17 protein-coding genes are annotated in these 24,411 nt (G+C 42.7%); 11 read left to right on the top strand and 6 right to left on the bottom strand.

Annotated elements, in window-relative coordinates; genetic code table 11:
- Positions 1–27: 27 nt before the first annotated feature.
- Positions 28–1,698 carry a phosphoethanolamine transferase gene (locus H5123_RS08405; RefSeq protein WP_259395616.1) on the bottom strand — a complete coding sequence of 557 codons (1,671 nt, stop codon included), beginning with the start codon at positions 1,696–1,698 and terminating at the stop codon, positions 28–30.
- 206 nt (positions 1,699–1,904) lie between these two features.
- Positions 1,905–4,277: a Tex family protein gene (locus tag H5123_RS08400; protein ID WP_182697676.1), complete on the bottom strand. Its 2,373-nt coding sequence runs from the start codon at positions 4,275–4,277 to the stop codon at positions 1,905–1,907.
- Between the two features lie 227 nt (positions 4,278–4,504).
- Here H5123_RS08400 and greB point away from each other — a divergent pair, with 227 nt between their 5' ends.
- Positions 4,505–4,984: a transcription elongation factor GreB gene (gene greB, locus H5123_RS08395; RefSeq protein WP_124018251.1), complete on the top strand. Its 480-nt coding sequence runs from the start codon at positions 4,505–4,507 to the stop codon at positions 4,982–4,984.
- A 297-nt stretch (positions 4,985–5,281) separates the two neighbouring features.
- Positions 5,282–6,085 carry a sulfite exporter TauE/SafE family protein gene (locus tag H5123_RS08390; protein ID WP_182697675.1) on the top strand — a complete coding sequence of 268 codons (804 nt, stop codon included), beginning with the start codon at positions 5,282–5,284 and terminating at the stop codon, positions 6,083–6,085.
- A 123-nt stretch (positions 6,086–6,208) separates the two neighbouring features.
- Here H5123_RS08390 and H5123_RS08385 read toward each other — a convergent pair whose 3' ends face one another.
- The gene (locus H5123_RS08385) at positions 6,209–6,706 is read right to left on the bottom strand and encodes a LuxR C-terminal-related transcriptional regulator (RefSeq protein ID WP_124018249.1); all 498 of its coding nucleotides are present in this window, start codon (positions 6,704–6,706) and stop codon (positions 6,209–6,211) included.
- Between the two features lie 192 nt (positions 6,707–6,898).
- On the opposite strand from H5123_RS08385, the gene H5123_RS08380 reads away from it, so the two are divergent.
- From H5123_RS08380 to H5123_RS08350, 7 genes are all read left to right on the top strand, one after another.
- Entirely contained in the window at positions 6,899–8,143 is a 1,245-nt protein-coding gene (locus H5123_RS08380) for a metal transporter (RefSeq protein ID WP_182697674.1), read from the top strand.
- Positions 8,140–9,171 carry a membrane fusion-like protein gene (locus tag H5123_RS08375; protein WP_182697673.1) on the top strand — a complete coding sequence of 344 codons (1,032 nt, stop codon included), beginning with the start codon at positions 8,140–8,142 and terminating at the stop codon, positions 9,169–9,171. The genes H5123_RS08380 and H5123_RS08375 overlap by 4 nt, the downstream gene beginning before the upstream one ends.
- Position 9,172: 1 nt before the next feature.
- On the top strand, positions 9,173–12,226 hold the full coding sequence (locus H5123_RS08370; RefSeq protein ID WP_182697672.1) for an efflux RND transporter permease subunit: 3,054 nt from the start codon (positions 9,173–9,175) through the stop codon (positions 12,224–12,226).
- Positions 12,223–12,528 (top strand): DUF3240 family protein, encoded by a 306-nt coding sequence (locus H5123_RS08365; protein WP_182697671.1) that lies wholly within the window; start codon positions 12,223–12,225, stop codon positions 12,526–12,528. Before H5123_RS08370 ends, H5123_RS08365 begins: the two co-directional genes overlap by 4 nt.
- Positions 12,529–12,627: 99 nt before the next feature.
- A complete protein-coding gene (locus H5123_RS08360; protein ID WP_182697670.1) occupies positions 12,628–13,050 on the top strand; it encodes a copper resistance protein CopC in 423 nt (140 codons plus the stop codon).
- A gap of 345 nt (positions 13,051–13,395) precedes the next feature.
- Positions 13,396–13,722 carry a YceK/YidQ family lipoprotein gene (locus H5123_RS08355; RefSeq protein WP_124018243.1) on the top strand — a complete coding sequence of 109 codons (327 nt, stop codon included), beginning with the start codon at positions 13,396–13,398 and terminating at the stop codon, positions 13,720–13,722.
- A 208-nt stretch (positions 13,723–13,930) separates the two neighbouring features.
- On the top strand, positions 13,931–14,470 hold the full coding sequence (locus tag H5123_RS08350) for a hypothetical protein (RefSeq protein ID WP_182697669.1): 540 nt from the start codon (positions 13,931–13,933) through the stop codon (positions 14,468–14,470).
- A 121-nt stretch (positions 14,471–14,591) separates the two neighbouring features.
- On the opposite strand, the gene H5123_RS08345 is transcribed toward H5123_RS08350, so the two are convergent.
- Positions 14,592–17,012: a YbcC family protein gene (locus tag H5123_RS08345; protein ID WP_182697668.1), complete on the bottom strand. Its 2,421-nt coding sequence runs from the start codon at positions 17,010–17,012 to the stop codon at positions 14,592–14,594.
- 2 nt (positions 17,013–17,014) lie between these two features.
- A complete protein-coding gene (locus H5123_RS08340) occupies positions 17,015–18,607 on the bottom strand; it encodes an NADH-quinone oxidoreductase subunit L (protein WP_182697667.1) in 1,593 nt (530 codons plus the stop codon).
- A 97-nt stretch (positions 18,608–18,704) separates the two neighbouring features.
- Between H5123_RS08340 and H5123_RS08335 the strand changes: the two genes are divergently transcribed.
- Together H5123_RS08335 and H5123_RS08330 are read left to right on the top strand one after the other, a co-directional pair.
- The gene (locus H5123_RS08335; protein ID WP_182697666.1) at positions 18,705–19,601 is read left to right on the top strand and encodes a LysR family transcriptional regulator; all 897 of its coding nucleotides are present in this window, start codon (positions 18,705–18,707) and stop codon (positions 19,599–19,601) included.
- Positions 19,602–19,887: 286 nt separating this feature from the next.
- The gene (locus H5123_RS08330; protein ID WP_182697665.1) at positions 19,888–21,432 is read left to right on the top strand and encodes a methyl-accepting chemotaxis protein; all 1,545 of its coding nucleotides are present in this window, start codon (positions 19,888–19,890) and stop codon (positions 21,430–21,432) included.
- A 199-nt stretch (positions 21,433–21,631) separates the two neighbouring features.
- Here the strand turns inward: H5123_RS08330 and acnA are convergent, their stop codons facing one another.
- Positions 21,632–24,367: an aconitate hydratase AcnA gene (acnA, locus tag H5123_RS08325; protein WP_182697664.1), complete on the bottom strand. Its 2,736-nt coding sequence runs from the start codon at positions 24,365–24,367 to the stop codon at positions 21,632–21,634.
- Positions 24,368–24,411 lie beyond the last annotated feature (44 nt).

The raw sequence follows: 24,411 nt of genomic DNA, 5'->3' as shown, positions 1-24,411 counted from the left end.
ATTGATGAGGTCATTTATTCGGCCACTTTAATTAGTTTTACACGCTGTGGTGATGTCTAACTTTGGATCATGTACCGAAGTTGCAACCCCATAAAGCCCTAGTAATGAGTGGAACAAATTGTCATGGGAAAAAGTCCCTGTTTGAGCTAAATTAACCAAACACTGACGATCCATTCCTTTCGCTTGAGTGTAGTCTTGTGGCAACCACATAAACCAAGGAATATGAGTTTGCTCCTTAGGTGCAAAGGCATAAGGTGTGCCATGTAAATACATGCCGTTTTCACCCAGAGACTCTCCATGATCAGAAAGATACACTAAGCTGACATTATATTTATCTTGGTATTGCTGCAGTACTTTAATGGTTTCGGCTAATATATAGTCGGTATATGCTAGGGTATTGTCATATACATTGACGATCTCCTCATCAGTACAGTTTTCAATATCACTGCGACTGCATGCTGGTGAAAATCGCTGCATATTTTCAGGGTATCGCTTCCAATAGGTCGGGCCGTGGCTCCCCATAGTATGCAAAGCAATCATCTGATTATTTAAGCTGTTTTTGCCTGAAGAAGTTTGGTTTTCAACATCTTGCTTCAACTTAGCACTAAGCTTATTGACTAACACTTGGTCATAACAACTTGAACCATCACATAATATAGGATCATCGTTAGGCGCAATATCAATCTTGGTCAAGCGGGCTGCGACTTCTTTATCACCGCCATCACTATCAAACCAAGTGACTTCAACACCGGCATTCTTTATCACATCTAGGACATTATTTTGCGCATCAGCAGCTTCACGGTTGTAATTATCGTGAGTCAACCGTGAAAACATACAAGGTAAAGAGTAGGCAGTTGCAGTCCCGCAAGAAAACGCATTTTGCAGCGCAATAATCCCTAAATTTTGGGTGTAAGGATTGGTATCACGTTGATAACCGTTATAAGCCATATTTTGCGCGCGGGCTGTTTCACCAACAACTAAGACCATCAACGTCGGCTTGTTATTACTGTTAGCCAGCAAGTGTGCATCTTGACCAATAGGATTAAAGGTTAATTTTTCAGTAAAATAACGGTTATTTAAATACTTAACTGTATTAAAAATATGTGCCGGAATAATCATCTTATTAAGATATTTATTATTACGCCCTACCGATGCGTAATCTTTGTAGAAAAACAGCACCATAACTCCGATTATTGCCAAGCTCACTAGCGTAAATCCAACACGCCGCAAGATGGCTTTAACGAATGATGGGCCACTGGTTAATTTAGCGCGATAAAGCAAAATAGATGGCAAAATGCCTAGCAGCAACACATAGCCAACGGAAGGGAGACTGACATATGACAATGCTTCGCCTGAATTGGTCTCGAAAATATTTTCAATCATGCCGTAATCAAACATGACGTTATATTTTAGCATGGCGTACATTGCCGCAGATGACGTCAGAAGCAATACAATCATCACGGGTTTAAACACAAATCTATACGCAAAGAAGCTGAATATCAGCATAAAACAGCCGGTCAGTAAAATGGCTGGCGACAGAGAAAAAAGTACATGCCCCTCTGTGGATAACTCATAAATTTTACGTATTAACGGAATATTCAGCACAAACCCAAAATAAATAGCAATGATGAAGATCATTGCCTCATAACTGAAACTTTTCTGGGTAATACGAGATAGTGTTTGCGTTAGTAATTTCAATGTTGCCACTCACTATTAACTTAATTGGTGGCGATATTCCACTCTGAAACTTAAGATTCACTTAATATAAACTGAATTATTGCTGTTTTGTTAATTCAGTTTCAATAATATGGCCTAATAAGCAAAAAACCCTAACATCTAAGATGAAAGGGTTTTAATAATTAACATTCTATTAATATAAAGTGTGGAGTCTGGACGTTAATAGACTATTTTTTAAGTTTAGCAAAAGCGTCAGCAAACGCATTGCCCATAGCAGCATTTTGCTGCACTTTGACTGGCTTATTAGTAGGTTTATTATGCCCCGCAGTTTGGGTATTAGTTGAAGGCTTAGCCGCGGCTGACTTTTTATGGTGACTATTTTGTGGCTTAGGTTGTGACTGTCTGGTCGCTTTTTCAGTATCGATTTTTTCATCAAGACGCATACTTAATGCAATGCGACGACGCTCAATATCAACTTCCATGACTTTGACTTTCACCACATCACCCGCTTTAACTATGGTGTGCGGATCACTAACAAATTTGTCGGTTAACGATGAAATATGCACTAAACCATCTTGATGTACGCCCACATCGACAAAAGCACCAAAATTAGTCACGTTAGTGACCACGCCTTCCAAAATCATCTCAACTTTAAGATGCTTTAACTCTTCGATACCGTCTTTAAACGTCGCGGTTTTAAACTCGCCGCGAGGATCGCGACCAGGCTTGTCTAGTTCGGCCAAAATATCATTAATGGTAGGTATACCAAATGCGTCAGTGACAAAATCGGCAGCGTTAATCTGTTTTAACAAATCACTATTACCGATCAGTTCTGTTAACGGCAATTGCTTAGCGTTAGCAATCGACTCAACCAAGCTGTAGGCTTCGGGGTGAACAGATGAAGAATCCAGAGGATTATCGCCATTACGAATACGTAAAAAACCTGCCGCTTGCTCATAAGCTTTAGGCCCTAAACGGGCCACACTCAATAGTTGCTTACGGTTAGTAAATTGGCCATTCGCATCACGAAAATCAACCACGTTTTTGGCTAGAGCTTTGGTTAATCCAGCCACTTGAGCCAATAAAGGTGCCGATGCCATGTTTAAATCAACACCCACGGCATTCACACAATCTTCGACCACAGCGTCCAGCGACTGCGATAACTGACTTTGGCTAACATCATGCTGATATTGCCCTACGCCAATGGCTTTAGGTTCAATTTTTACCAGCTCGGCCAACGGATCTTGTAAGCGACGTGCAATAGAGACAGCGCCACGAATAGATACATCAAGATTAGGAAATTCATTGGCAGCAAATTCAGAAGCCGAATACACAGATGCCCCCGCTTCACTGACAATCACTTTAGTCAGCGTTGGATGCGTCTCTTTCATGGCCGCAATTAACTCGCCGGTAAGCTTGTCGGTTTCACGTGAGCCAGTACCGTTACCAATCGCGATAATGCTCACTTTGTGCATTGCGACTAAGTTACTTAGGGTGCGAATTGACTTGTCCCACAAGTTCTGTGGTGCATGGGGGAAAATAGTCGTGTGAGCCACCAGCTTACCTGTGTTGTCTACAATCGCTACTTTCACACCCGTACGAATCCCAGGATCAAGCCCCATGGTCGCTTTAGCACCTGCAGGTGCTGCCATCAATAAATCACCCAGATTACGGGCAAACACTTTAATAGCTTCTTCTTCTGCGCTCTCACGCATCTTGGCAATAAACTCAGTTTCCATTTGCAGAGCAACTTTAATCCGCCATGTCGAGGTCACTACTGTTTTCAGCCATTCATCAACACTACTGTTGCTGAGACGCAATCCAAAGTGATCGCTAATAATCACTTCACAATAACTGCCTTCAGCAGCTTGGGTGTCTGGATCGGCATTCATCGATAGGCTTAACATGCCTTCATTACGACCGCGTAACATGGCTAAAGCACGATGTGATGGGATTTTGCTCATCAACTCATTGTGCTCGAAGTAGTCGCGGAATTTAGCGCCTTCTTTTTCTTTGCCTTTTACCATGCGGCTTTCAAGAACGGCTTGCTGACTTAAATGCTGGCGAACTTTACGCAGTAATTCTGCATCTTCGGCAAAGCGTTCCATTAAAATAAACCGTGCACCATCCAGCACAGCTTTAATGTCGGCAAAACCGGCTGCAGGATTAATAAATTCACTGGCTTTGCTATCTAGATCTAATTGGCGATCAGCCAACACAGCATCGACCAGCGGCTCAATACCTGCTTCGATAGCAATTTGGCCCTTGGTGCGCCGCTTTGGCTTGAATGGTAGGTATAAATCTTCAAGACGGGTTTTACTGTCGGCGTCATTAATCGCTTGAGTTAACGCTGGAGTTAATTTCCCTTGAGCGCCAATACTCGACAAAATCACTTCACGGCGATCGTGTAACTCACGTAAATACCCTAAGCGAGAAAACAAGTTACGCAACTGGGTGTCATCTAAACCACCGGTTGCTTCTTTACGATAACGCGCCACAAACGGCACTGTTGCACCATCATCTAATAGCGCAATGGTCGCTGTGACCTGTTGTTCACGGACATTAAGTTCTTGAGCGATAATCTGGGCAATATTATGCATAATCAATCGAATTCGACATGGTTTAAAATAAAATTATGCCAAAGATACCATAAAGACCATCAGTTCGCTGCTAGTACGAAAGGCTTTTAAGATAATCAATAAAAAGAATGCATCATCAGGCCTGAAGTGCTAAAACACACAGATAAATATTGCGGCTTCTTAGTTGTAAATTTTTTAACAACAGACAACATGGCACAGTTAATCGACCACATAGAAGAGTACCCAGCGTGAAAACAAAGCTAATCACTTTAGAAGGCTATAACAAACTCAGAATTGAGCACGATTACTTGTGGAAAGAACAACGTCCTGAAGTGACGAAAATTGTCACCTGGGCGGCAAGTCTTGGCGATCGCTCAGAGAACGCAGATTACACTTTCAATAAGCGTTTATTAAGGCAAATTGACCGTAGAGTGCGCTATTTACGTAAGCTGCTGCCTGAGCTCAAAATCGTCTATTACGCCCCAGAGCAAGAAGGCAAAGTGTTTTTTGGCGCCATTGTCGAAATCGAAAACGATGCCGGTGATATCAAAACGTTTAAAATTGTCGGTCCAGAAGAAATTTATGACGAACGCAAAGATTACATCTCCATCGACTCACCAATGGCGCGCGCCTTACTCAAAAAACAAGTCGACGATGAAGCCGTGGTCAGTACTCCCCAAGGCGATAAAATCTGGTACATCAATAAAATCACCTATGCCAAACCATAGCCTAGTGTGCCTAACTGCAACCTACTTCGTGGTGTTTATCATAAGCAATGACAACTCATTTATGAATTTAATGATGAATCACCTAACCACAACTACCACGCTGCACAACTGAAATAACTTTTTGAATTGCCAGCGATAAACGCCATCGTTTTGTTCTAGATTATATGCAGAGTACCTTGCTCACCACGCATTAAAGCGCCAAAGCCCAAAGGTTATTTTCGCCACACAAACTGATCAATATACTAAGACTATATCGATGATTTTATAAAAATATTGAATATTGAATATGGAGTGAAGATGTTACAACCTGAGTGGATTTTACTATTTTTATTATTAGGCTCCTTTGTCGGTTTTATGGCTGGGTTATTAGGTATCGGTGGTGGTGGGATTTTAGTCCCGACATTAACCTCTATATTCCTATTGCACGGTATCGCTATCGATCATGTAGTGCATTTGGCGTTGGGAACTTCAATGGCTTGCATGGTGATCACTTCTTTTTCCAGTTTCCGATCTCATAATGCAAAAGGTGCGGTTGTATGGTTGGCTGTTAAAGGTATGGTTTTAGGCATTATTTTAGGTACATTTACTGCAACATTTTTAGCCTCATATTTAAGTTCGTTATATCTGGGGATCTTTTTTGCATTATTTATGGCATTTGTATCGACGCAGATGTTTTTAAATAAAAAACCAAAACCGTCAAGGCAGTTATCAGGGCCTGCAGGCTTATTTTCAGCGGGTTTAGGTATAGGATCTATATCAGCATTAGTCTCGATTGGTGGTGGCTCTCTAACCGTCCCCTACCTAACATGGCAGAACATTGACATTAAGAAGGCCATTGGTACATCTGCAGCTATCGGGCTCCCCATTTCTATTACAGGTACTATTGGGTATTTGATTAATGGTTGGAGTTTTTCGTCAGTAAATGACTATATCTTAGGTTATGTATATCTGCCTGCGGTGGTATTAATTTCAGTAACCAGTTTTATAACCGCACCCTATGGTGCACTACTGGCCCACAAGTTACCCGTGTCACTGTTAAAGAAAGTATTTGCGGTTCTGCTGATTATATTGAGCATTAAGATGTTGATTTCAATAATATGATATTAAACTGAAATACGTTATCAACGATTATCAATACAGCTTAAAACCCATAATGGGTGTTGAGCTGTAATCCATACTCTAAAAATAGTTGCTAATAATTGTCACTAGCGTTTTATTGCGACTTTATTCCTGAATAAAATCTTCCATAAACCATGCGCACAAAGTATGGCGACCATCGACTTGTGCTTTACTATAAATGGTTGATGCTTGTTGGCGAACGGTTTTTTCTTTGGTTAAACGTACTTCGGCAATTTCTTTGAAACTGAGGCCTTTTAACAGTAAAAGTGCCACTTGTTGTTCACTTTTGGTAAATCCCCAAGCAGTAAATTGTGCTGCAATTGTTAGGCTGTATTCTTGTCTGGCAGCATGCATTTGGCTCGACATATTATTAATCTGCTTATCTGCTTTTACGAGTTTGCTCCTGAGGGCTTTTACCTGGCGAGAGCTGCGTATCAGATCGAAACCTAAATAAATACTGCCCAATATGGTAAGCAATACTAAGATCCCCTCTTGTGCAATATGCCAAGTTGGGAGGTTGAGTTGCAAGTCAGCAAAGATGTCAAAAAGTTTAAATAACGTTATCAACAGCAATAATATAATAATAAAAACATCTTTTTTCATGGTAACAATCCTGACGCAAAGCAATAATAAAAAATAACCCCAAAAATAACACAAGATAATTTAATAAATTAAATCAAAATCTTACGCTGTGGTACATATGTACCATAAGGGGGTTTATGATACATGCTACCCATGCGATGTAACACCAACATGAATATTATGATTATACATTTTGGGTTACAGAAATCACTTATGTCTGCTGTTAAGTTTAGTATCAAGATATGTCTTCTCATCGCGTTTATAAGTTGTGGTACTTACAGCTATGCAACGCCTAATAACCAACTGCCACAGCTGTTGCAAATCAGCCAAGATAGGTTAAAAGCGACACAAGCTAACAAGATGTCAACCAATGATGTCCGCGGGGTGGAATTAAGCAGTTCAACTTGGTTGTCCGGCTTACCCAGTATTAACTTAAGTTACCTTAGCGACCTTGATAATAGTAACATTTATGAGCAAGAAGTATCGCTTAACCTACCTATCAAATCATTCAGTTTGCACTCTAGTGATAAACAGCTGAGACAATTGACCCAAGACTTACAAGGTCAGCAGGTCGCATTACAAAGACTGTACTTATCTGGTTTGCTCAGGCAAAGCATGTGGGAGCATCGCATCGCATCGGTCAAACTTAGCCAGCTCAATCGCAAAGCCACCTTACTCGAAAAATTACACACTCAACAAAAACAACTTTCCGATGCTGGAGAGTTACCTTTAGTGAATTTATTATTGTTAGAACGTGAGCGCGTTGACATTGATCTAGCCCAAATTGATCTTAAGCAGCAACAAGCTGATGCACTATCCCTTTTTCGTTCGTTAACAGGCCGAAATGAAATGCCTGAGCAAATAGAAGAACAACCGTATCCCGTGTCTGTTCCTGACTCAGCTACCCCTGATACGGTTAACACGGCCTTAATGCAGCATCCATTGTGGCGCTTGCAATCACTGCAACAGCAGCAACAATTGTTAATGATCAAAAGTCAGCAAGCGGGAGAGCAAGATCCTTGGACTGTGTCGTTAACGGCAAAAGAAACCGCTGGCGATCAATTTAATGACCAACATTTAGGCCTAGGGATTAGCGTACCGCTGAGTTTTGGCTCGGCACTATCACAAAGTGATCTGTCTATTTGGCAAAAAGATTATCAAGAACAAAACCTAAACAGTGAACGCATCTATCTTGAATTAAAGACCCAAACAGAAAAACTGGCTATGCAACAGCAAAGTCTTCGCCAACAACAGGCGTTACTGCAGCGCGGACTGTCTTTAAGCAGAACCATCACCGAACATTTGGCCAAAGTGAAAGATCACAATCAAATTGGCTATGAAATCTGGCTGCGTCGCTATATGGACGCGCTTGATACTGAATCGCAATTAGCGCTTAACCAAGTCACTCAGCAACAACTTCATTCTCAGCAACTGCAAGCCTTAGGAATTTCATTATGATGGCCAAATTTGGCGTTAGCCTTTTATGCGTACCTTTTTATTTATTAGCCAGTATCGCGTCCGCGGAGTCGATATTGCTTGAAGATTTGGGTAACTTAGAATTGAGCTATATCCAGCCTCGAAAAGTAGCCAGTTATGAAGGTAGTTCACTGCCAGCACAAATTGAGCGTTTACCCGGTAATGATTATTGGGTTATGACCCCTGAGAATATCCAACAAGTGACTTTCTTAGTCGGTCAGGGGCAAATCGTCACCAAAGGTCAAGCGATTGTGAGGTTGACGGGTCCTGAAGTGTTTCATTTTCTGGCTCAAATAGAGGCTGCTAAAAGTCTTTATCAACTAGCCAAGCAGCGTTACGACCGTAATAAACCATTATTAGAAAGTGGCAGTATTAGCACGGAAAAGTGGCGTGAGATCAGCCAAGATTATTTCAGCACTCATCTTGAATATGAACATATGCAGCATTTTATGGAGATGGTGCAAAGTATCGATGCCAAAACAGAATCATTAGTCGTGATTGCCCCTGTTGCAGGCATTGTCAATCTGAATCATCTCAATAGTCCTTACACCGCAGGAGCCCAGCTATTTTCGCTAGTACCTGCGGACAGCATAAGGGTTAAAGTCAATGTGCCCATGAGCCAATCAACGTCATTATCTGCAGTAAACATTAATCAGTGTCATATTTCGATAGATGAAGTATCGGCTATTGCTGATGGTGTGTTTTTAACGGCATGGTCAAAGCCGGTACCTCAAGAGTGTAACTTACTGTTAGGCCAACAAATCACTGTGATACCCGAGTATCAAAAAGCCGTGTATATGTTACCTAAAAATAGCGTATTTAGCTGGCAACAAGAGAGCCAAATCTTTATCCAAACAGCGCAAACATTATCGGCGCTCAGTATCGATATTTTAGGTTCGACCTCTGATGAATATATTGTTGCGAGCGATCAAGACCTAAGCCAAATTCAAGTATTATCTCAATCTGTTGCGGCTGTTAAAGGGATATTACTTGGCTTAGGAGGCGAATAATATGCTCGCTTCCGTCATCCGTTTTTCGCTGACTCAGCGCATATTTGTTCTGATTGTCGCGCTGATATTAATGCTCGCTGGTGCTCGCGCTTGGTTTGCTATTCCGCTAGATGCTTTTCCTGATATCTCACCGACTCAGGTTAAGATCATTTTAAAAGCGCCAGGTATGACCCCTGAAGAAATCGAAGCACAAATTACCGTGCCTATCGAAACTGAATTATTGGGGATACCTAATCAGGCTATTTTACGTTCAACCACCAAATATGCCATTAGCGACATTACCCTAGACTTTACTGAAGGAACTGATATCTATTGGGCCAGACAGCAAGTGAGCGAGCGACTTGCCGCAGTGTGGGACAGTTTTCCGGAGGGGGTATCGGGTGGTGTTGCACCTATGAGTACACCATTGAGTGAGATTTTTATGTTCACTCTGGAAAACCCTAATTTATCTCTAATGGAACGCAGACAGCTACTGGAGTGGGAGGTTCGTCCACTCCTGCGCACCGTTGCTGGAGTAGCCGATGTCAATATTTTAGGCGGTTATGCTAAGAGTTTTAGCATTAATCCTAATCCGTCTGCGATGGCCGCTGCTGGGGTGAGTTTTGCCTCACTTCAACAAGCCATTATTGATAATAACCACAATGAAGGTGCCGGAAAACTCACTATCGGCACTGATACTATTATTGTCCGTGCTGAAGGTCGAATTGATAATATTGATGAGCTAAAGCAACTGGTTATTAAGGTTGATGATGCCAAGGTATACCGCCTTCGAGACTTAGCAGATATTCAGATTGGTCATTTAGCTCGTTATGGCGCAGTAACCAAAGACGGTGAAGAAGCTGCTGAAGCGTTAATTATTGCTCTTAAAAATGCTAACACGGCCAAAGTGGTCAGTAGTATTAAAGAAAAGCTTGATCAAATCAGCACCACATTACCTGAAGGCAGTGTGATTAATACCTTTTATGATCGCGCAAACCTAATTAATACCGCCATCGATACCATTTCGAGTGCATTGTTTGAGGCTGTGCTGTTAGTTATTGTGCTACTGGCACTGTTTCTAGGCAACGTCCGCGCCGCTTTGGTGGTGTCACTGTCTTTGCCTCTTGCGGCATTAATGACCTTTTTAATGATGGATTTATTCGATCTTTCCGCCAACCTTATGAGCTTAGGTGGATTAGTGATCGCCATAGGTATGTTAGTCGACTCTTCCGTGGTGGTGGTTGAAAACATGGTCAACCTGATTGCGACTAAGCAACGGTTACCCCGTTTACACCTTATTTATCGCGCCACGAAAGATGTCGCAATTCCGGTGGTATCGGGCACTGTCATTGTAATGATTGTGTTTTCGCCATTACTGACACTTACAGGGCTGGAGGGCAAACTGTTTACTCCAGTCGCCGTGACGATTGTGTTCGCCATGTTGTCTGCATTGGTGTTATCACTCACCGTTATTCCTGTGGTGGCGTCTTATCTGGTGAATGAAAAGTCTGCCCAAGAACCTAAGGCCATCGAGAAATTAAAAGCCGCGTATCTTCGCAGCCTTAAAAGTACTTTTAACCATAAAAAGCCTTTTATGATCATCGCGTTTGCCTTACTCATTGTCAGTTTAGGCTTGTTTAGCTTAGTGGGTAAAACCTTTATGCCGACCTTAGATGAAGGTGACATTATTTTACAGTTAGAAAAGTCGCCCTCTATCTCGCTTGCTGCCTCTATTGCGATAGATAAGCAAATTCAGCAGACCTTGCTTGCTGCGGTTCCTGAAATTAAGCAGATGGTTGCTCGTACCGGAGCGGATGAAATGGGTTTAGATCCAATGGGCCTCAATGAAACCGATGTGTTTTTAGAACTGGCCCCACGCGATGAGTGGCGATTTGATACTAAAGAGCAATTAATTGAGGCGATTCGCAGCGAGTTGCTTAAGTATCCTGGAGTTAATTTTAACTTTACCCAGCCGATCCAAATGCGCGTTTCGGAAATGCTCACCGGCAGTATTGGTGATGTAGCGATTAAGGTTTTTGGTACCGATATCGATACTCTAGGGCAATTAACCGCGCAAATAGAACAGCTTGTTAGTGCAACGGCTGGCAGTATCGATGTCAAAATGTCGATGATTGAAGGCAGTCCTTTTATTAACTTAACCTTAGACAATGAAATGGCACGTGGATTTGGCATGAGCACCATGGAGTTTGCTCGCTATTTAAAGAGTCAGCTTGAAGGAGTAATTGTTACCGAAGTGCTACAGGGTAAAAAGCGTACTCCAGTTCTGATAGCCAATAATCAAGGTGGCTTAAGCAGCATTCATGAACTGAAAAATCAGTTATTGGTGATGCCAGATCATTCCTTAAAGCGTTTAACCGATGTGGCTAAGTTAAGCTATAAAGAAGGACCTATCTTAATTGAACGTGAGCAAGGTGACCGTTTCTCGGTGATCACCACTAACGTTCAAGGGCGCGATATCGTCAGCTTTGTTGAAGAGCTCAACGCGAAAATCACGGCCGATATTAAGTTCCCTAGCGGATACAGTGTCAGCTTTGGTGGCGAGTTTGAAAACCAACAACGTGCGACTAATAATTTACTCTTGGTTATCCCCATTGCAATTGCGTTAATCACGCTGATTTTGTTCACTACCTTTGGATCATTAGCGAAAGCCGGTTTAATCCTCGCCAACGTGCCATTTGCCATGATGGGCGGTATTGTGAGCTTATATTTGTCTGGCGAATATTTGTCGGTACCGGCATCGGTTGGGTTTATCGCCCTGCTTGGCGTCGCGGTACTTAATGGTGTCGTGATGGTGAGTTATTACGAGCAAACCAAGCATCTATTCAGTGGTTTATTAGCACGAGTTGAACAGGGTGCCGCGAGGCGCTTACGACCCATCTTGATGACTGCCACGACAGCAATGTTTGGCTTAATGCCGTTGGTATTTGCTTCTGGTCCTGGGGCTGAAATCCAAAAACCGTTAGCGATTGTTGTGATTGGTGGCTTGTTAACATCAACCATTACAACACTTTATTTATTACCAATTCTTTATTACTGGCTGGAGAAACGTAAATGATCACTGAGCAATTGTTAGTGCTGATCGCTCAAAATGATATCAAGGATGATATCGTCGATACTTTAATCGAGCTGGATTTCTTATCAGGTTTTAGCCTAGGTGATATTTGTGGTTTTAGTCGCGAACATAGCCACTTTAATATTAAGGAACAGGTTGAAGGTTACCGAGAATTTTGTAAATTTGAAATTATGCATCCAGTTGATCAGCAGCAGGCATTATTGAGCGCCCTTGCGCTAGTGTGCAAACATAATCCGTGTCGTTACTGGATCATGCCAATCGTGCATACCGGCACCTTATGTTAGCCGAAATAATAGCAATCGGACTAAAGCATCTTGTGTCAAACAAGCGATAAACTTACACAGGTTTGCGGTCGCTATTGAATAAAATGGTAAGGCGTTGAGATGAAAATCTACCACGGTTTAGGATTATTCTTATCTACTGCGTTGGTCACAAATAGTGCTGTGGCCAACGAATTAACGTCCAATGATAGCGCTGTGGCGGTTGAGTTTATTATGGCACCGGCGAGTAAAATAAAGCTGTCATTTGATGAGATAGTGACATTAGATTCACTAACGTTTAACGACATGGACGGCTACTGGCTCAATTTAAACATTCAAGTGCCGAAAGGTGAAAGCAAGGTCTTTTCTGTTGAGATACCCTCACTTATGCCGACTGATTATGTTGTTTTATGGCAAGTCCACAATCATGATAACGTCGCTAAAAAGGGAACGCTTAAGCTAACCATTGAAGATGACGATAGCTACCCTCGAGCATCAACCAAAAAACATAAGTACGCTATCCTGCATAACAAATTGCATCATTAAATAATTTGCCGATAGTTTGGCTCACAAGATTGCTAATTAGCGACTAAAGCATTTACTTACTCGCAGATCATCACCAATACAGTTCGAGATGATCCGCGGGGCTAAAGCGATTTAACATATCAAATACGCCAACAGCATCCATTATGTGGCTTGTGAAAAGTCGGACAGTAAGCGCTCAATATGAAATAAAAAGCGATAGCAATAAGCAAAATAGTATTGTGGCGAGTATTCTGCTAAGTTCAATTGTTATCAATTAGTTGTGTGTGCATTGATACTGATACTCAAGCTGAATGGGCATAATCAGTATTCGAACACTGTCATTATCATTGAAAGGAATACTTGTTTATGAAAGGATTCACACTCATTTTAGTCGCGCTATGTACATTTTCATGTGCAACCATTAAAACCATTGATCCCCCACAAAATCATCTTAATATCTCGCAGAATGGCAAAAAAAGTTATTGTGAAGAGATACCAAGAGTCTATAGCGGTGTTTCGTATAACTTCTGCCTTTTATATGGTGAGCCAAGTAAAACGGTCAATTTAGGTGGCTCAGTTAACAAGGTCCCTCTTATTGTTTTTGATACGGTGTTTTCTGTGGTTTCTGATACCGTCGTTTTACCCTACACCATAAAAATGCAAGCTGACAAAGGCTCACTTAAGGTTAATTAACATGCCTATTCTTTAGCATAAATCTGGGCAAATCGGATGGTTTATCGATGATAATTTTTAGCAGGTCATTAATGGCTATAAGGATCAATCACTATGTTTGAGCCATTGTAGAATGAAAGTTCTGATCAATTGACAGTGTGAACAAGATAAGCCTGAATTAACCATAAAACAGACCGAACACCAGACAAGAAAGCGAAGAATAACAGCCATGAAAAGACTGTCAGGAATAGCATTAATTAGCTCAGTTATTTTATATAAATTACTGTCCACATATTTTGATTACCATTTATATTTCTACAGCTTTGAGAACTATAAAATATTTGATGCAACATTAAATTTACTGCTGTTTTCAATACTGCTATGCGGTTCTTTATTGGCTGAACTCAAAGTGAAACTATTATTAATCATAGTAGGCTTTGTATTAGCTTCTTATCATGTATCAACATTTTTAAAATACGGCGAAAAATACAAATCTATATATGAAGTCAATAAAAATAGCACCTTAGTGTTAACTAGTTACGATTTAGGTGCACTAGGAAGTGGCTTGGTAAACGTTGAACTTTACCAAAAAAATAACTTACTGATGAAACCTATCACGCTAAAGTCATATGAGCACATAATGAATGGTGAAATAGTAAAATATGGTAATTGCTGTGTAAAAATAACCATGACAACTTATGACAGGAAAACCATCGAAGATATCATAAGCTTAAATGAAGTCCTTGTTAGGCCAAGTATGACTCGGTAAACCTATTCCCAAGGCGTATTGACCTCTACGCGAGGTTCATACGCCAACGGACGACTGATAAAAATAATCGCGACTCATTATAATTGTTACCACCTGCACTAACGTTACAGGCCGACAAATGTTAAGCCGCTTGTGGTAACCACTGCCCCTGATAGTAACGTTCAATTACGCCTTCATCTGACCAGCGCAGTAAATACAACCATTGGTTATCGACAAGCCAGCGCACATTGTCATGTTTAGCCGTGATCTGCTCTATGGGCTCTCTTGGTGCAGCGAGATACACAGCTAAACGTTGTGGTTGATGCATCCATTTTTGGCCATCATGCAGCGTTTGCATCGACAGGCCAATACGTAAATCGCCACCGTTACCTTCAAACACACCAATATGACCCGCGACAGCGTTATGCAGTAACTTATTACCACTACCGTATTTAACATTATCGCTCACCGATGCGTTATATTGCATATTAATCCAATTGGTTACCACCATAGGCGCGGTCATGATCAATTCTAAAACGCCAAAGTCAGCATCATTTTGCCATTGGTAATCATGTAAAAAGCTTCGACCTTGCAGATTGACATTTCTGGTCCAAGATCGAGGCGCCACAATAAAAGCGGCATTGTTTACCAAACCCCATTCTGGACGCACTTGAGACCAATCATTACTGCGCTGAATATAAAATCGATCTAATTCAGCTGCACTGCTACCAGCTAACTCTGGGGAGATGTGAACCAAACGCTCTCGCTGCGCCGTTTCTGTAGCCGCTGTTAGCCATGAGACTAGAACGGGATCGATGTCGGTATCAAAGCAATCAATATGATCTGTGGTGGTGTTATGCAATGCGGCCACAAAATGGGTCGTGGAAGGAATTACAACCTCGAGATCTAACAATGCTTTACGTACATCTTGCTCATTTAATAATTGGGCTAAAACCCGCACGTTTACTTCACCAGTTTGACCGCCACAGGCACCACAATCCAAGCCCGCAGCATGTAAGTTATTGGTGGTGTGGCTTCCATGTCCGACCAATAATACCGTAGGTGAGAATTGGCTTAATCCCATGGCATTTAGGATACCTTTAGCCAGTTCAGCTTTATCGGTTAACGACAGTAGCTGATCATTTTTACGTAAGATCCAGCTTTTTTGATGAGTCAGTGCATTAACAGGATTGTGGGTTTGTTTGGCAAAAAATGATTTTTTGAGCATTTTAAAAGCATAGAGCCAGCCCATGGATTCCACCATAGAAAATGCTGACGGCGCAGCTTGTGACCAGGTTTGCCAACGAGCCTTGCTATTTAGCGTATCGGTTTGAGCCTGCGTATCACGCCATTCAGACACTCGGATGATCGGCTGTAACAATCCCGGTAACTGAGGGCGAGACAATTCACTGTCGTGCGGTTGATACTCGATAGGTAATCCGAAAAAGCCCGCAAACCCCATGGTTTGGATATCATCACTCTGATTTTCTAACGCCCGGCGTATGACCTCTGAACGAACGTCGATACAAAATGCGGCCTGTAACTTTGGCGCTGTTATAGGGTGCTTTTGAGCATTCACTAACTGAGTGTTCAGCTTGTGTTGATAACTCAGTTCAGCTGCCTTTGCCCACACCCAAAGGGGCTGTTGTGCTTGCTCATGCTGCGCGAGTAAATGCGGCAGTTGATCTTTTTCACGCATCCAAAGCGCGGCTAAGTGAATAAAACTGTCCGCTTGTTGTGCTTTTAAGTAACGCCAAATCACTAACTCCCAAGCCATACGAATTGCCAGTAGTTGCAGCATTTCATCGCTCGGCGTTGCCTGCAAGTCGCCTTGCCAGCGCAAATAGGCTACCCAAGAAGCCCAGCCATTAATATCAAGTAACAATGCATGGGCATAAGACTCGATTACAGTGTCATCAATCCCCAACTCAGCAACAGCTTCTGCGAGCAAGGTCGGTACATCTTGCGGTAATTGCTTGAAATAGTGCAGCAAGCCTGGCTCATCCATAATAATACTCAGGCCGCGATCCCGACCGGTAACCTCGAGCCAATGACAGTATAGATCTGGCTGTGCTGAACTATCACGACAAGGCAAAATGGGCCGCAACTGTTGATAATATGCGGCACAAAATTGACTGATTTGATGAATGATTTCATCCCGCCATGCCATTTTGTATCGGTCGCGTTGATTATCTAATAAATCGGCAATATTGTGAAAATGAGTCAGATCATCGGCTTGATCAAGAAAGGCTTCAAGCTGATCCACTGACATTGCAACCTCTTGTTGCTCAGCCGCTAATAACAACGCATGCTGGCTAATATCGCCTTGTGCATATAAATGCTGATAATGGCCTTTGGGCATTAAACACTGAATACGATCAAGTGCCGATACTCGCGCCGACACTTGTTCAATCGGTTGCTCACGCATTTGCCAAAATGGATTAACAGCAATCATTTTATCGAGCGGCCATGTCGGGGCAATGTTGTTACCCGCGGAAGTTAATTTTGCCTGCTGGCTATCAGTCAGTTGCGCTATCAAAGGTGATTTAACTGCGATACTCATGGTCATACTTCCTCAACTTCGGTGGCTTTATCTAATACTTTATTATTGCAGGGTGCTGGCAACTGCACTGGCCACACTTGTAACGTCAATCGAGTGAGCCATTCATCTAAATATAAACCAGCAAATAAGGCGATATGTAAATGATGTATTGAGGGTCTATGTGGCTGATAACGCAACATCCAATTGAGCACAAACAAACTAACAAATAACAGTATTGCGACAATATCGACCGCACTTAACGCATCAACATGCATGGCTGATGTGGCGGGAATGATGGCCCCAAACAACCACTTAAACCCGCTGTAACTGATCACTAATAATATGCTTAAGAGGAAAACGGGCATCATGCTGCTGCGCAGTCGCTCACTGTGGCGCTGAGCCAATAACATGGTGAGTGCTAATACCAATAACAACCAAACACTCCATACTCCTTGATAGTCTATAACCATCACTGCCATCGAGACGATAATGCTTGAAAATACCCCTGCCACTATCCAATCTATCATCTTAGGATTGGCCGCTGGCGCAAGACGCCTTTGCATATCCTCATAAACCGCACTGCTTGAATTCAAAAATGCATAGGCTTTGTAAACTGAGTGCGTTAATAAATGCAGTAAGGCTAATTCAAACAACCCTAATGCACATTCAACTAACATCAAGCCCATTTGCGCGCTGGTAGACCAAGCTAAACGCACTTTGATGCTAATTCGAGTGGTCATGATTAATGCCGCCATCACAGTGGTTAATCCTGCAACAATTAGCACTAGCCACTGCGCGACAGTAGATTGAATAAACAAGGGCGCAAATAAAATCAGCAAGAAACCACCGAGGTTAATGACACCTGCGTGCAGTAAAGCACTAACCGGTGTCGGCGCTTCTACAACCTGTATCAACCAGCCGTGAACCGGTAATTGCGCACATTTAATTAAGGCCGTGAGTGCAATTAGCACTGCAGCAATATGATCGACTGTCGTTAGTTGTAAGTTGTCGTTTGTGGCCACCGCATTAAAGTGGCTAAGTAAATCACTTATCAATAAGCTGCCGTGCTGCTGATACAACAATATAATTGCAGCCAATAACGAGGTTTCTGCGGTGCGTGCTAAGAGGAATTTTTTATGTGCCGCCAGCGCAGCGCGAGGGCGTTCAGGATAGAAGGTTAAAAGCTTATGCAAGGCTAAGCTAATTGATACCCAACCGAGCCAGAATAATAATAAATGGTTACTAATCACCACCACAGACACTGCCGCGAGAATATTCAGTAGCCAGTGCCAATAAGTGCCGCTACGAGGTTCGCCCGCCATATAATTACGCGAAAATACGATTAAGATAACACTCATAAAGACCACTAGCCCCATCATCAAGAGGCTGAGTCGTGATTGGCTAATATATTGCGCATCAGCGTGAAGACTCGGTAAAGCAATACTTACCACCAAGGCGGTAATATAGAGCACAACAATAAGACCGCTGAGCTTAATTAACCATCTAGATTTATTGTTAAACCTCGCACTGTCACTTAAACGCCCACTCAGGGCGCTAGCCAAAAGTAACGTAATGGGAATACATAATAAAAAAACGGACGATAACGCGATATTCATAAACTGCCTCTTCTTTTAGTCAACAGAGTATGTCAGAGCTATATATTTAATAAAAATATATATAAACTAATAAAACGTTCTGTTTTGGTTAACTATAATGAGTCGTCTTAATTATCATCACCTTTATTATTTTTGGCGTGTCGCGGTTGTAGGCAACCTGACGCAAGTCGCTAAAGACCTGCATATTTCTCAGTCAGCATTGTCGGCACAAATTAAGCAATTTGAACACAACATGAATGTTGAGTTGTTTGAGCGCAGAGCACGACGCCTCAACCTAACGGTGCATGGTCACCGTGTATTGGCTTATGCCGATGATATATTCAGTAAAGGCGAAGAGTTGGAGTCTTTTTTACGCAAAGGCAGTATGAGTGAAAAGCAGCATTTATCTATTGGGGTCTTAACCACATTATCGCGTAACTTTGTGGAGAGTTTTATCAGCCCGTTGCTGGCCAATCCTAATGTGAGCTTTTCTTTATCGGCCAGAGGTATGAGCGATCTATTAAACGGACTGGCGGATCACGAACTGGATTTAGTACTGACTAATCGACCTATCAGTGTCGATAAAAAAGATCCATTATGGCAAACCCAGTTGGTTTCCAGGCAACCTTTGGCGATTGTGGGCCCCAAAGCTAACCGGATAAACGCCAGTTTCCCGGAAGGTTATCAAGACATGCGCTGGGTTCTACCGGGTAAAAATACTGAAATTAGGGCAGCATTTAATTCCTTTTGCGCGACCTGGCAATATCAACCCGATGTGCAAGCAGAAGCCGATGACATGGCCATGCTGCGTCTTTTAGCCCGCGACAGTGGCGCACTGGTTGTGTTACCTCCAGTGGTTGTTAAAGACGAAATTGAACAGGGAATTTTAGATGTGTATCAGCACTTACCCAATGTTTATGAAAATTTCTATGCCATTACCACCCAACGAAAATTTGTACCTGAGGTGTTATTAGCGCTATTGAAGCAGCAGCTTGATCCTGCATTTAGTGATTAATGTCTATCCATATTTGTTCGCCAATGATATCGCTAAGCCCGCTGAAATAACTATGTGAACACTAAATTTTCGAGCATAAAGCCTAATCCGCTGCTGTTCATTTCAGATCCCTTGCGGTGAATGCGTTTTGGCCTATTCGAGTGAAATTAGTTAGCTTAAAACCTTGGTAAATATCACTTAACGACACACTAAACATATTAAGTAGATTATTTAAGCTTAGACCAAAGTCGATAGCCTACAATGACATATAGAGTGCTAATCTGAATAAAAATGGATTGGAGTCTTCATGCTAACTAAAATAATGTTAATTAATGGTTTAGTGATATTTACCTTAGCAATGCTGCTGAGTTTTTTATCTCTACCTTCATGGCTATATGCATTTTTAGTCGCGGTTGCCTCTGTTATCACCTTACTGCTTACCCAAAAAAAACCTATAGCTGCAGATAGCACGGACTCATCTCAACAAGATGAACACGTTGCCAATGGCATAAGTAAAGCCGCCACTCGAATAGCCATTGGCGGAGCCGAAGTATCATTTTTTATTGAAAAACTCGCACACGCAATGGGTTTACAAGTTAAGCATGTTCAAGAAATCTCACAACGCGCCAGCAATTTAGAACAAGGTGCTCAACAACTATTAGGCCAATCAGCCAATGTACGAGCGCTAGTTGAAGAAGCCAGTACACAAGCGTCTAGCTACGCCGAAGAAATAAAGCAAGTGGATGAACAACAACAAAAATTGTCGACTGAAATTGAATCCACTGCAGTATTACTCATCGAACTAAAAAATAAAGCCAGCGCGATCAGCAGCATCACAGATACGATTAATAAACTGTCTGATCAAACTAATATGCTGGCACTCAATGCTGCCATTGAGGCCGCCAGAGCTGGAGAGCAAGGAAGAGGGTTTGCAGTCGTTGCCGATGAAGTGCGCAATTTGGCCCATAAAACGGCCGAAGCAACCCAAGGTATTGAGTCATTGCTATCCGAAATTGGTCAAAACAGTATTCAATCAGTACAAGCCATGCAACAAGTCAGTGATATGGGCGGCAAACTGTCTAGTCGGATGAATGAAATTTATATACTCACCAAAGCCAGTCAAGAAAGCATGGCCAGTGCCGCGAGCGAAATGCTGCAAATGGATCAAACCGTTAATTTTACCGTTGATAATACCAATGGTATTGGGGCAAATATTGAAGGCATTGGCGCTTCTATCCTTAAAGTCGATACTGATTTAATTGAAGCTTCAGATAGGGTGCTTGTGCTCAGTGGCTTTGCAGAACAGATATTCCGTCATCTACAACATTTTGAATTATCGGATAAACATGCAGTCATCGCCAAAGTAGCTTTGAATGCTGCAGCCAATGTCGGCGCTATTTTTGAACAAGCCTTAACTAAAGGTTCGCTTACACAAGCGCAATTATTTGATTCAAATTACCAACCCATTCCTAATACCAACCCACAAAAGTTCACCACAGGTTTTGATCGTTTTACCGACTCAAATTTACCGAGTATTCAAGAAGCTATTTTAGATAATAATGCCGATATTATTTATGCTGGTGCGGTGGATGTTAGAGGATATTTCCCCACTCATAATCGCAAATTTACCCAAGCGTTAACCGGAAATCGCGAACGCGATCTTGCCGGTAATCGCACCAAGCGTATTTTTGATGATCCAACAGGTAAACGCTGCGGCAGTAACGTTGAAAGTTTCTTATTGCAAACATATAAACGCGATACCGGCGAAGTGATGCATGATCTCTCTGCCCCAATTTATGTTAACGGTAAACATTGGGGCGGATTTAGAATTGGCTACAAGGCAGAAAATTAATACCCTGCATTATTTCGATCGCAATCGTTTGGGGAATATAGCCAGCGGCGATATCTAAACTCAATACAAGTAAATAACGCCTCCCCAGCCATCGCTGCCACAGCTCATCTCGATTCCAAAAAAGAGGCCCAAGTCATGCAACTTGGGCCCATTTACAGGCTATTTAACGCCCTGTTCAACTGAAATACACCTCAATGACTTAGCTAGACGACTTAGCCAAATTGCGTAATACATAATGCAAAATACCGCCATGTCGGTAATAACTGAACTCATTAGGCGTATCAATACGGATTTTAGCTTCAAACAAACGTTGCTTACCCGCTTTGTCGATCACTGACACATTGACGGTTTTCTGATCGGCGCTTACAGCAGGAATACTGAATTGCTCTTCACCGGTAAGATTTAGCGACTCCGCACTGTCATCAGGCATAAACTGCAACGGCAAAATACCCATGCCAACCAAATTAGAACGGTGAATACGTTCATAACTTTGTGCGATAACCGCTTTTACTCCCAAAAGTGCAGGCCCTTTCGCCGCCCAATCGCGTGAGCTACCAGTACCGTACTCCTTACCCGCAAGCACAATACACGCTGTGTTATGTTGCTGATAATACATGGCAGCATCAAATACTGTCATCGACTCACCTGTCGGCATCAAGCGAGTCCAGCAACCTTCGGTCCCTGGCGCCAGCAAATTTCTTAGCCTTACATTGGCAAAGGTGCCGCGCATCATGACTTCATGGTTGCCGCGGCGTGAACCGTAAGAGTTAAAGTCCTTAATGGCGACCCCTGCTTGCTGTAAATAGTCTCCGGCTGGGCTGTCTGGTGCAATAGAGCCCGCGGGTGAAATATGGTCGGTAGTCACCGAATCACCCAATTTAAGTAAACAACGGGCATTGTCGATACCCATAATTTGGGGAACCTCTGCACTGATCCCATCAAAGAATGGCGGTTGTTTAACATAAGTGGAATCAGGCCAGTTATATTTTTGGCTCTGCACTACCTCAAGTCCTTGCCAGTCTACATCACCGCTGTATACATCGGCATAACGGGAAACAAACATCTCGCTTTGCACCGCGCTGGCCATAACCTGTTGGATTTCCTGATTGTCTGGCCAGATATCTTTTAAATAGACGGCTTTGCCATTGGCATCCTCACCCAGTGGTTCAGTAACCATGTCGGCTTTCATATTACCGGCCAATGCATATGCCACCACCAGCGGCGGCGATGCTAAGTAATTGGCTTGTACTTCTGGATGGATGCGACCATCAAAGTTACGGTTGCCCGATAACACCGAACACACCTTCAACCTGCCCTGTTGTATCGCTTCACTGACGGGCTGAGGCAATGGGCCGGAATTACCAATACAGGTAGTGCAACCGTAGCCAACCAACTGAAAGCCTAGAGCATCTAAATCGACATTAAGACCTGATTTTATTAAATAATCCGTCACTACCTGCGAGCCAGGTGCAAAACTGGTTTTCACCCAAGGTTTAACCTGTAAACCTTTTTCACGGGCATTTCTGGCCAATAGTCCAGCGGCGATTAACACTGATGGATTAGAGGTATTAGTACAGCTGGTTATCGCAGCTATCACCACAGCGCCGGCTTCGAGCACAAAGTCTTTATCTCGATAACGACACGCAACACCTGCGCTACCATCGACGACGGGGACTTGCACCGATGGGCCACCCTCGCTTGCCAGCTCATCTTTACCTTCAGCGTCTATTTGGCTAACAGGGATTTGACTGTCTAACCACTGACGGAAACTGACTCCAGCTTGCTCAAGTGCAATTCTATCCTGTGGCCTTTTGGGACCTGCGATAGAAGGCACAATACTGCCTAAATCCAGTTGTAAGCTGGCGTGATAACAGGCTTTATTGTCAGATGCACTGGCCCACATGCCCATCTTTTTAAGATATGTCTTGATCAGCTCGATATGCTCTGGATCACGACCAGTAAGCTTTAGGTAATCTAGCGTTTGTTGGTCTATCGGGAAAATGCCACAGGTGGCACCGTATTCTGGCGCCATATTGGCAATGGTCGCCCTATCGGCCAAGGTTAATTGATCAACCCCGGCACCAAAAAACTCGACGAACTTGCCGACCACGCCAAATGAGCGCAGTTGTTCAGTTACGGTTAACACCAGATCGGTAGCGGTAACCCCAGGAGGCAATTTGCCGACAAATTCAAAACCAACGATCTCGGGTAACAACATAGTCACTGGTTGGCCTAACATCGCAGCCTCAGCCTCAATACCACCCACGCCCCACCCCAACACACCCAAGCCGTTGATCATGGTGGTATGCGAATCGGTTCCGACTAAGGTATCTGGATACAATAAGTTATCTTCATCTTCTTTAACAAAAACCACTCTTGCCAGATATTCTAGATTGATTTGATGCACGATACCGCGCCCTGGCGGCACGACTTTAAAGTTATCGAAGGCTTGCTGACCCCAACGCAAAAACTGATATCGTTCGCGATTTCGTTGGATTTCAATGGCAGTATTTTGTTGCAACGCCCCTGTTTCGGCAAATACATCGACCATCACTGAGTGGTCAATAACCAGCTCTACCGGGTTCAGCGGATTAATCGCGGCAGCATTACCACCTAGCGTTATAATGGCATCACGCATGGCGGCTAAATCGACGACTGAAGGTACACCGGTAAAATCTTGTAAAATGACCCGGGATGGGACAAAGGCAATTTCGGTTTCAGACCAGTCATCTAAATCCCAGCGGGCCAAGGTTTCAATATCCTTTGGCTGGACAAACTCCGAATTTTCATAGCGCAGTAGATTTTCTAATAATATTTTTGCCGCAAAGGGTAAGCGGGATAAATCGAAGTGTTCGGCTAATCGGTCAAAGCTGTAATATCGGAAATTTTTTCCATTACTTTCAAGTTGTTTCAATAATTGCATAGAGTCTTTCATTAATGATCTCCCTATAAACGTTTATGAGTACTTCCTGCTAAGCT

The organism is Shewanella sp. SR43-4 (genome assembly GCF_014163845.1).
Taxonomy (GTDB): domain Bacteria; phylum Pseudomonadota; class Gammaproteobacteria; order Enterobacterales; family Shewanellaceae; genus Shewanella; species Shewanella vesiculosa.
The sequence above is the reverse complement of the archived record's forward strand: the minus strand, read 5'-3'. Positions and strand labels throughout refer to the sequence as shown.

Bases quoted from the DNA above. Each gene is read 5' to 3' on its own strand.
- H5123_RS08335 (WP_182697666.1), top strand. From the start codon at position 18,705: ATGAGTCGTCTTAATTATCATCACCTTTATTATTTTTGGCGTGTCGCG.
- acnA (WP_182697664.1), bottom strand. From the start codon at position 24,367: ATGAAAGACTCTATGCAATTATTGAAACAACTTGAAAGTAATGGAAAA.
- H5123_RS08385 (WP_124018249.1), bottom strand. From the start codon at position 6,706: ATGAAAAAAGATGTTTTTATTATTATATTATTGCTGTTGATAACGTTA.
- H5123_RS08330 (WP_182697665.1), top strand. From the start codon at position 19,888: ATGCTAACTAAAATAATGTTAATTAATGGTTTAGTGATATTTACCTTA.
- H5123_RS08350 (WP_182697669.1), top strand. From the start codon at position 13,931: ATGAAAAGACTGTCAGGAATAGCATTAATTAGCTCAGTTATTTTATAT.
- H5123_RS08355 (WP_124018243.1), top strand. From the start codon at position 13,396: ATGAAAGGATTCACACTCATTTTAGTCGCGCTATGTACATTTTCATGT.
- H5123_RS08400 (WP_182697676.1), bottom strand. From the start codon at position 4,277: ATGCATAATATTGCCCAGATTATCGCTCAAGAACTTAATGTCCGTGAA.
- H5123_RS08370 (WP_182697672.1), top strand. From the start codon at position 9,173: ATGCTCGCTTCCGTCATCCGTTTTTCGCTGACTCAGCGCATATTTGTT.
- H5123_RS08375 (WP_182697673.1), top strand. From the start codon at position 8,140: ATGATGGCCAAATTTGGCGTTAGCCTTTTATGCGTACCTTTTTATTTA.
- H5123_RS08380 (WP_182697674.1), top strand. From the start codon at position 6,899: ATGTCTGCTGTTAAGTTTAGTATCAAGATATGTCTTCTCATCGCGTTT.
- H5123_RS08340 (WP_182697667.1), bottom strand. From the start codon at position 18,607: ATGAATATCGCGTTATCGTCCGTTTTTTTATTATGTATTCCCATTACG.
- H5123_RS08360 (WP_182697670.1), top strand. From the start codon at position 12,628: ATGAAAATCTACCACGGTTTAGGATTATTCTTATCTACTGCGTTGGTC.
- H5123_RS08390 (WP_182697675.1), top strand. From the start codon at position 5,282: ATGTTACAACCTGAGTGGATTTTACTATTTTTATTATTAGGCTCCTTT.
- H5123_RS08345 (WP_182697668.1), bottom strand. From the start codon at position 17,012: ATGAGTATCGCAGTTAAATCACCTTTGATAGCGCAACTGACTGATAGC.
- H5123_RS08365 (WP_182697671.1), top strand. From the start codon at position 12,223: ATGATCACTGAGCAATTGTTAGTGCTGATCGCTCAAAATGATATCAAG.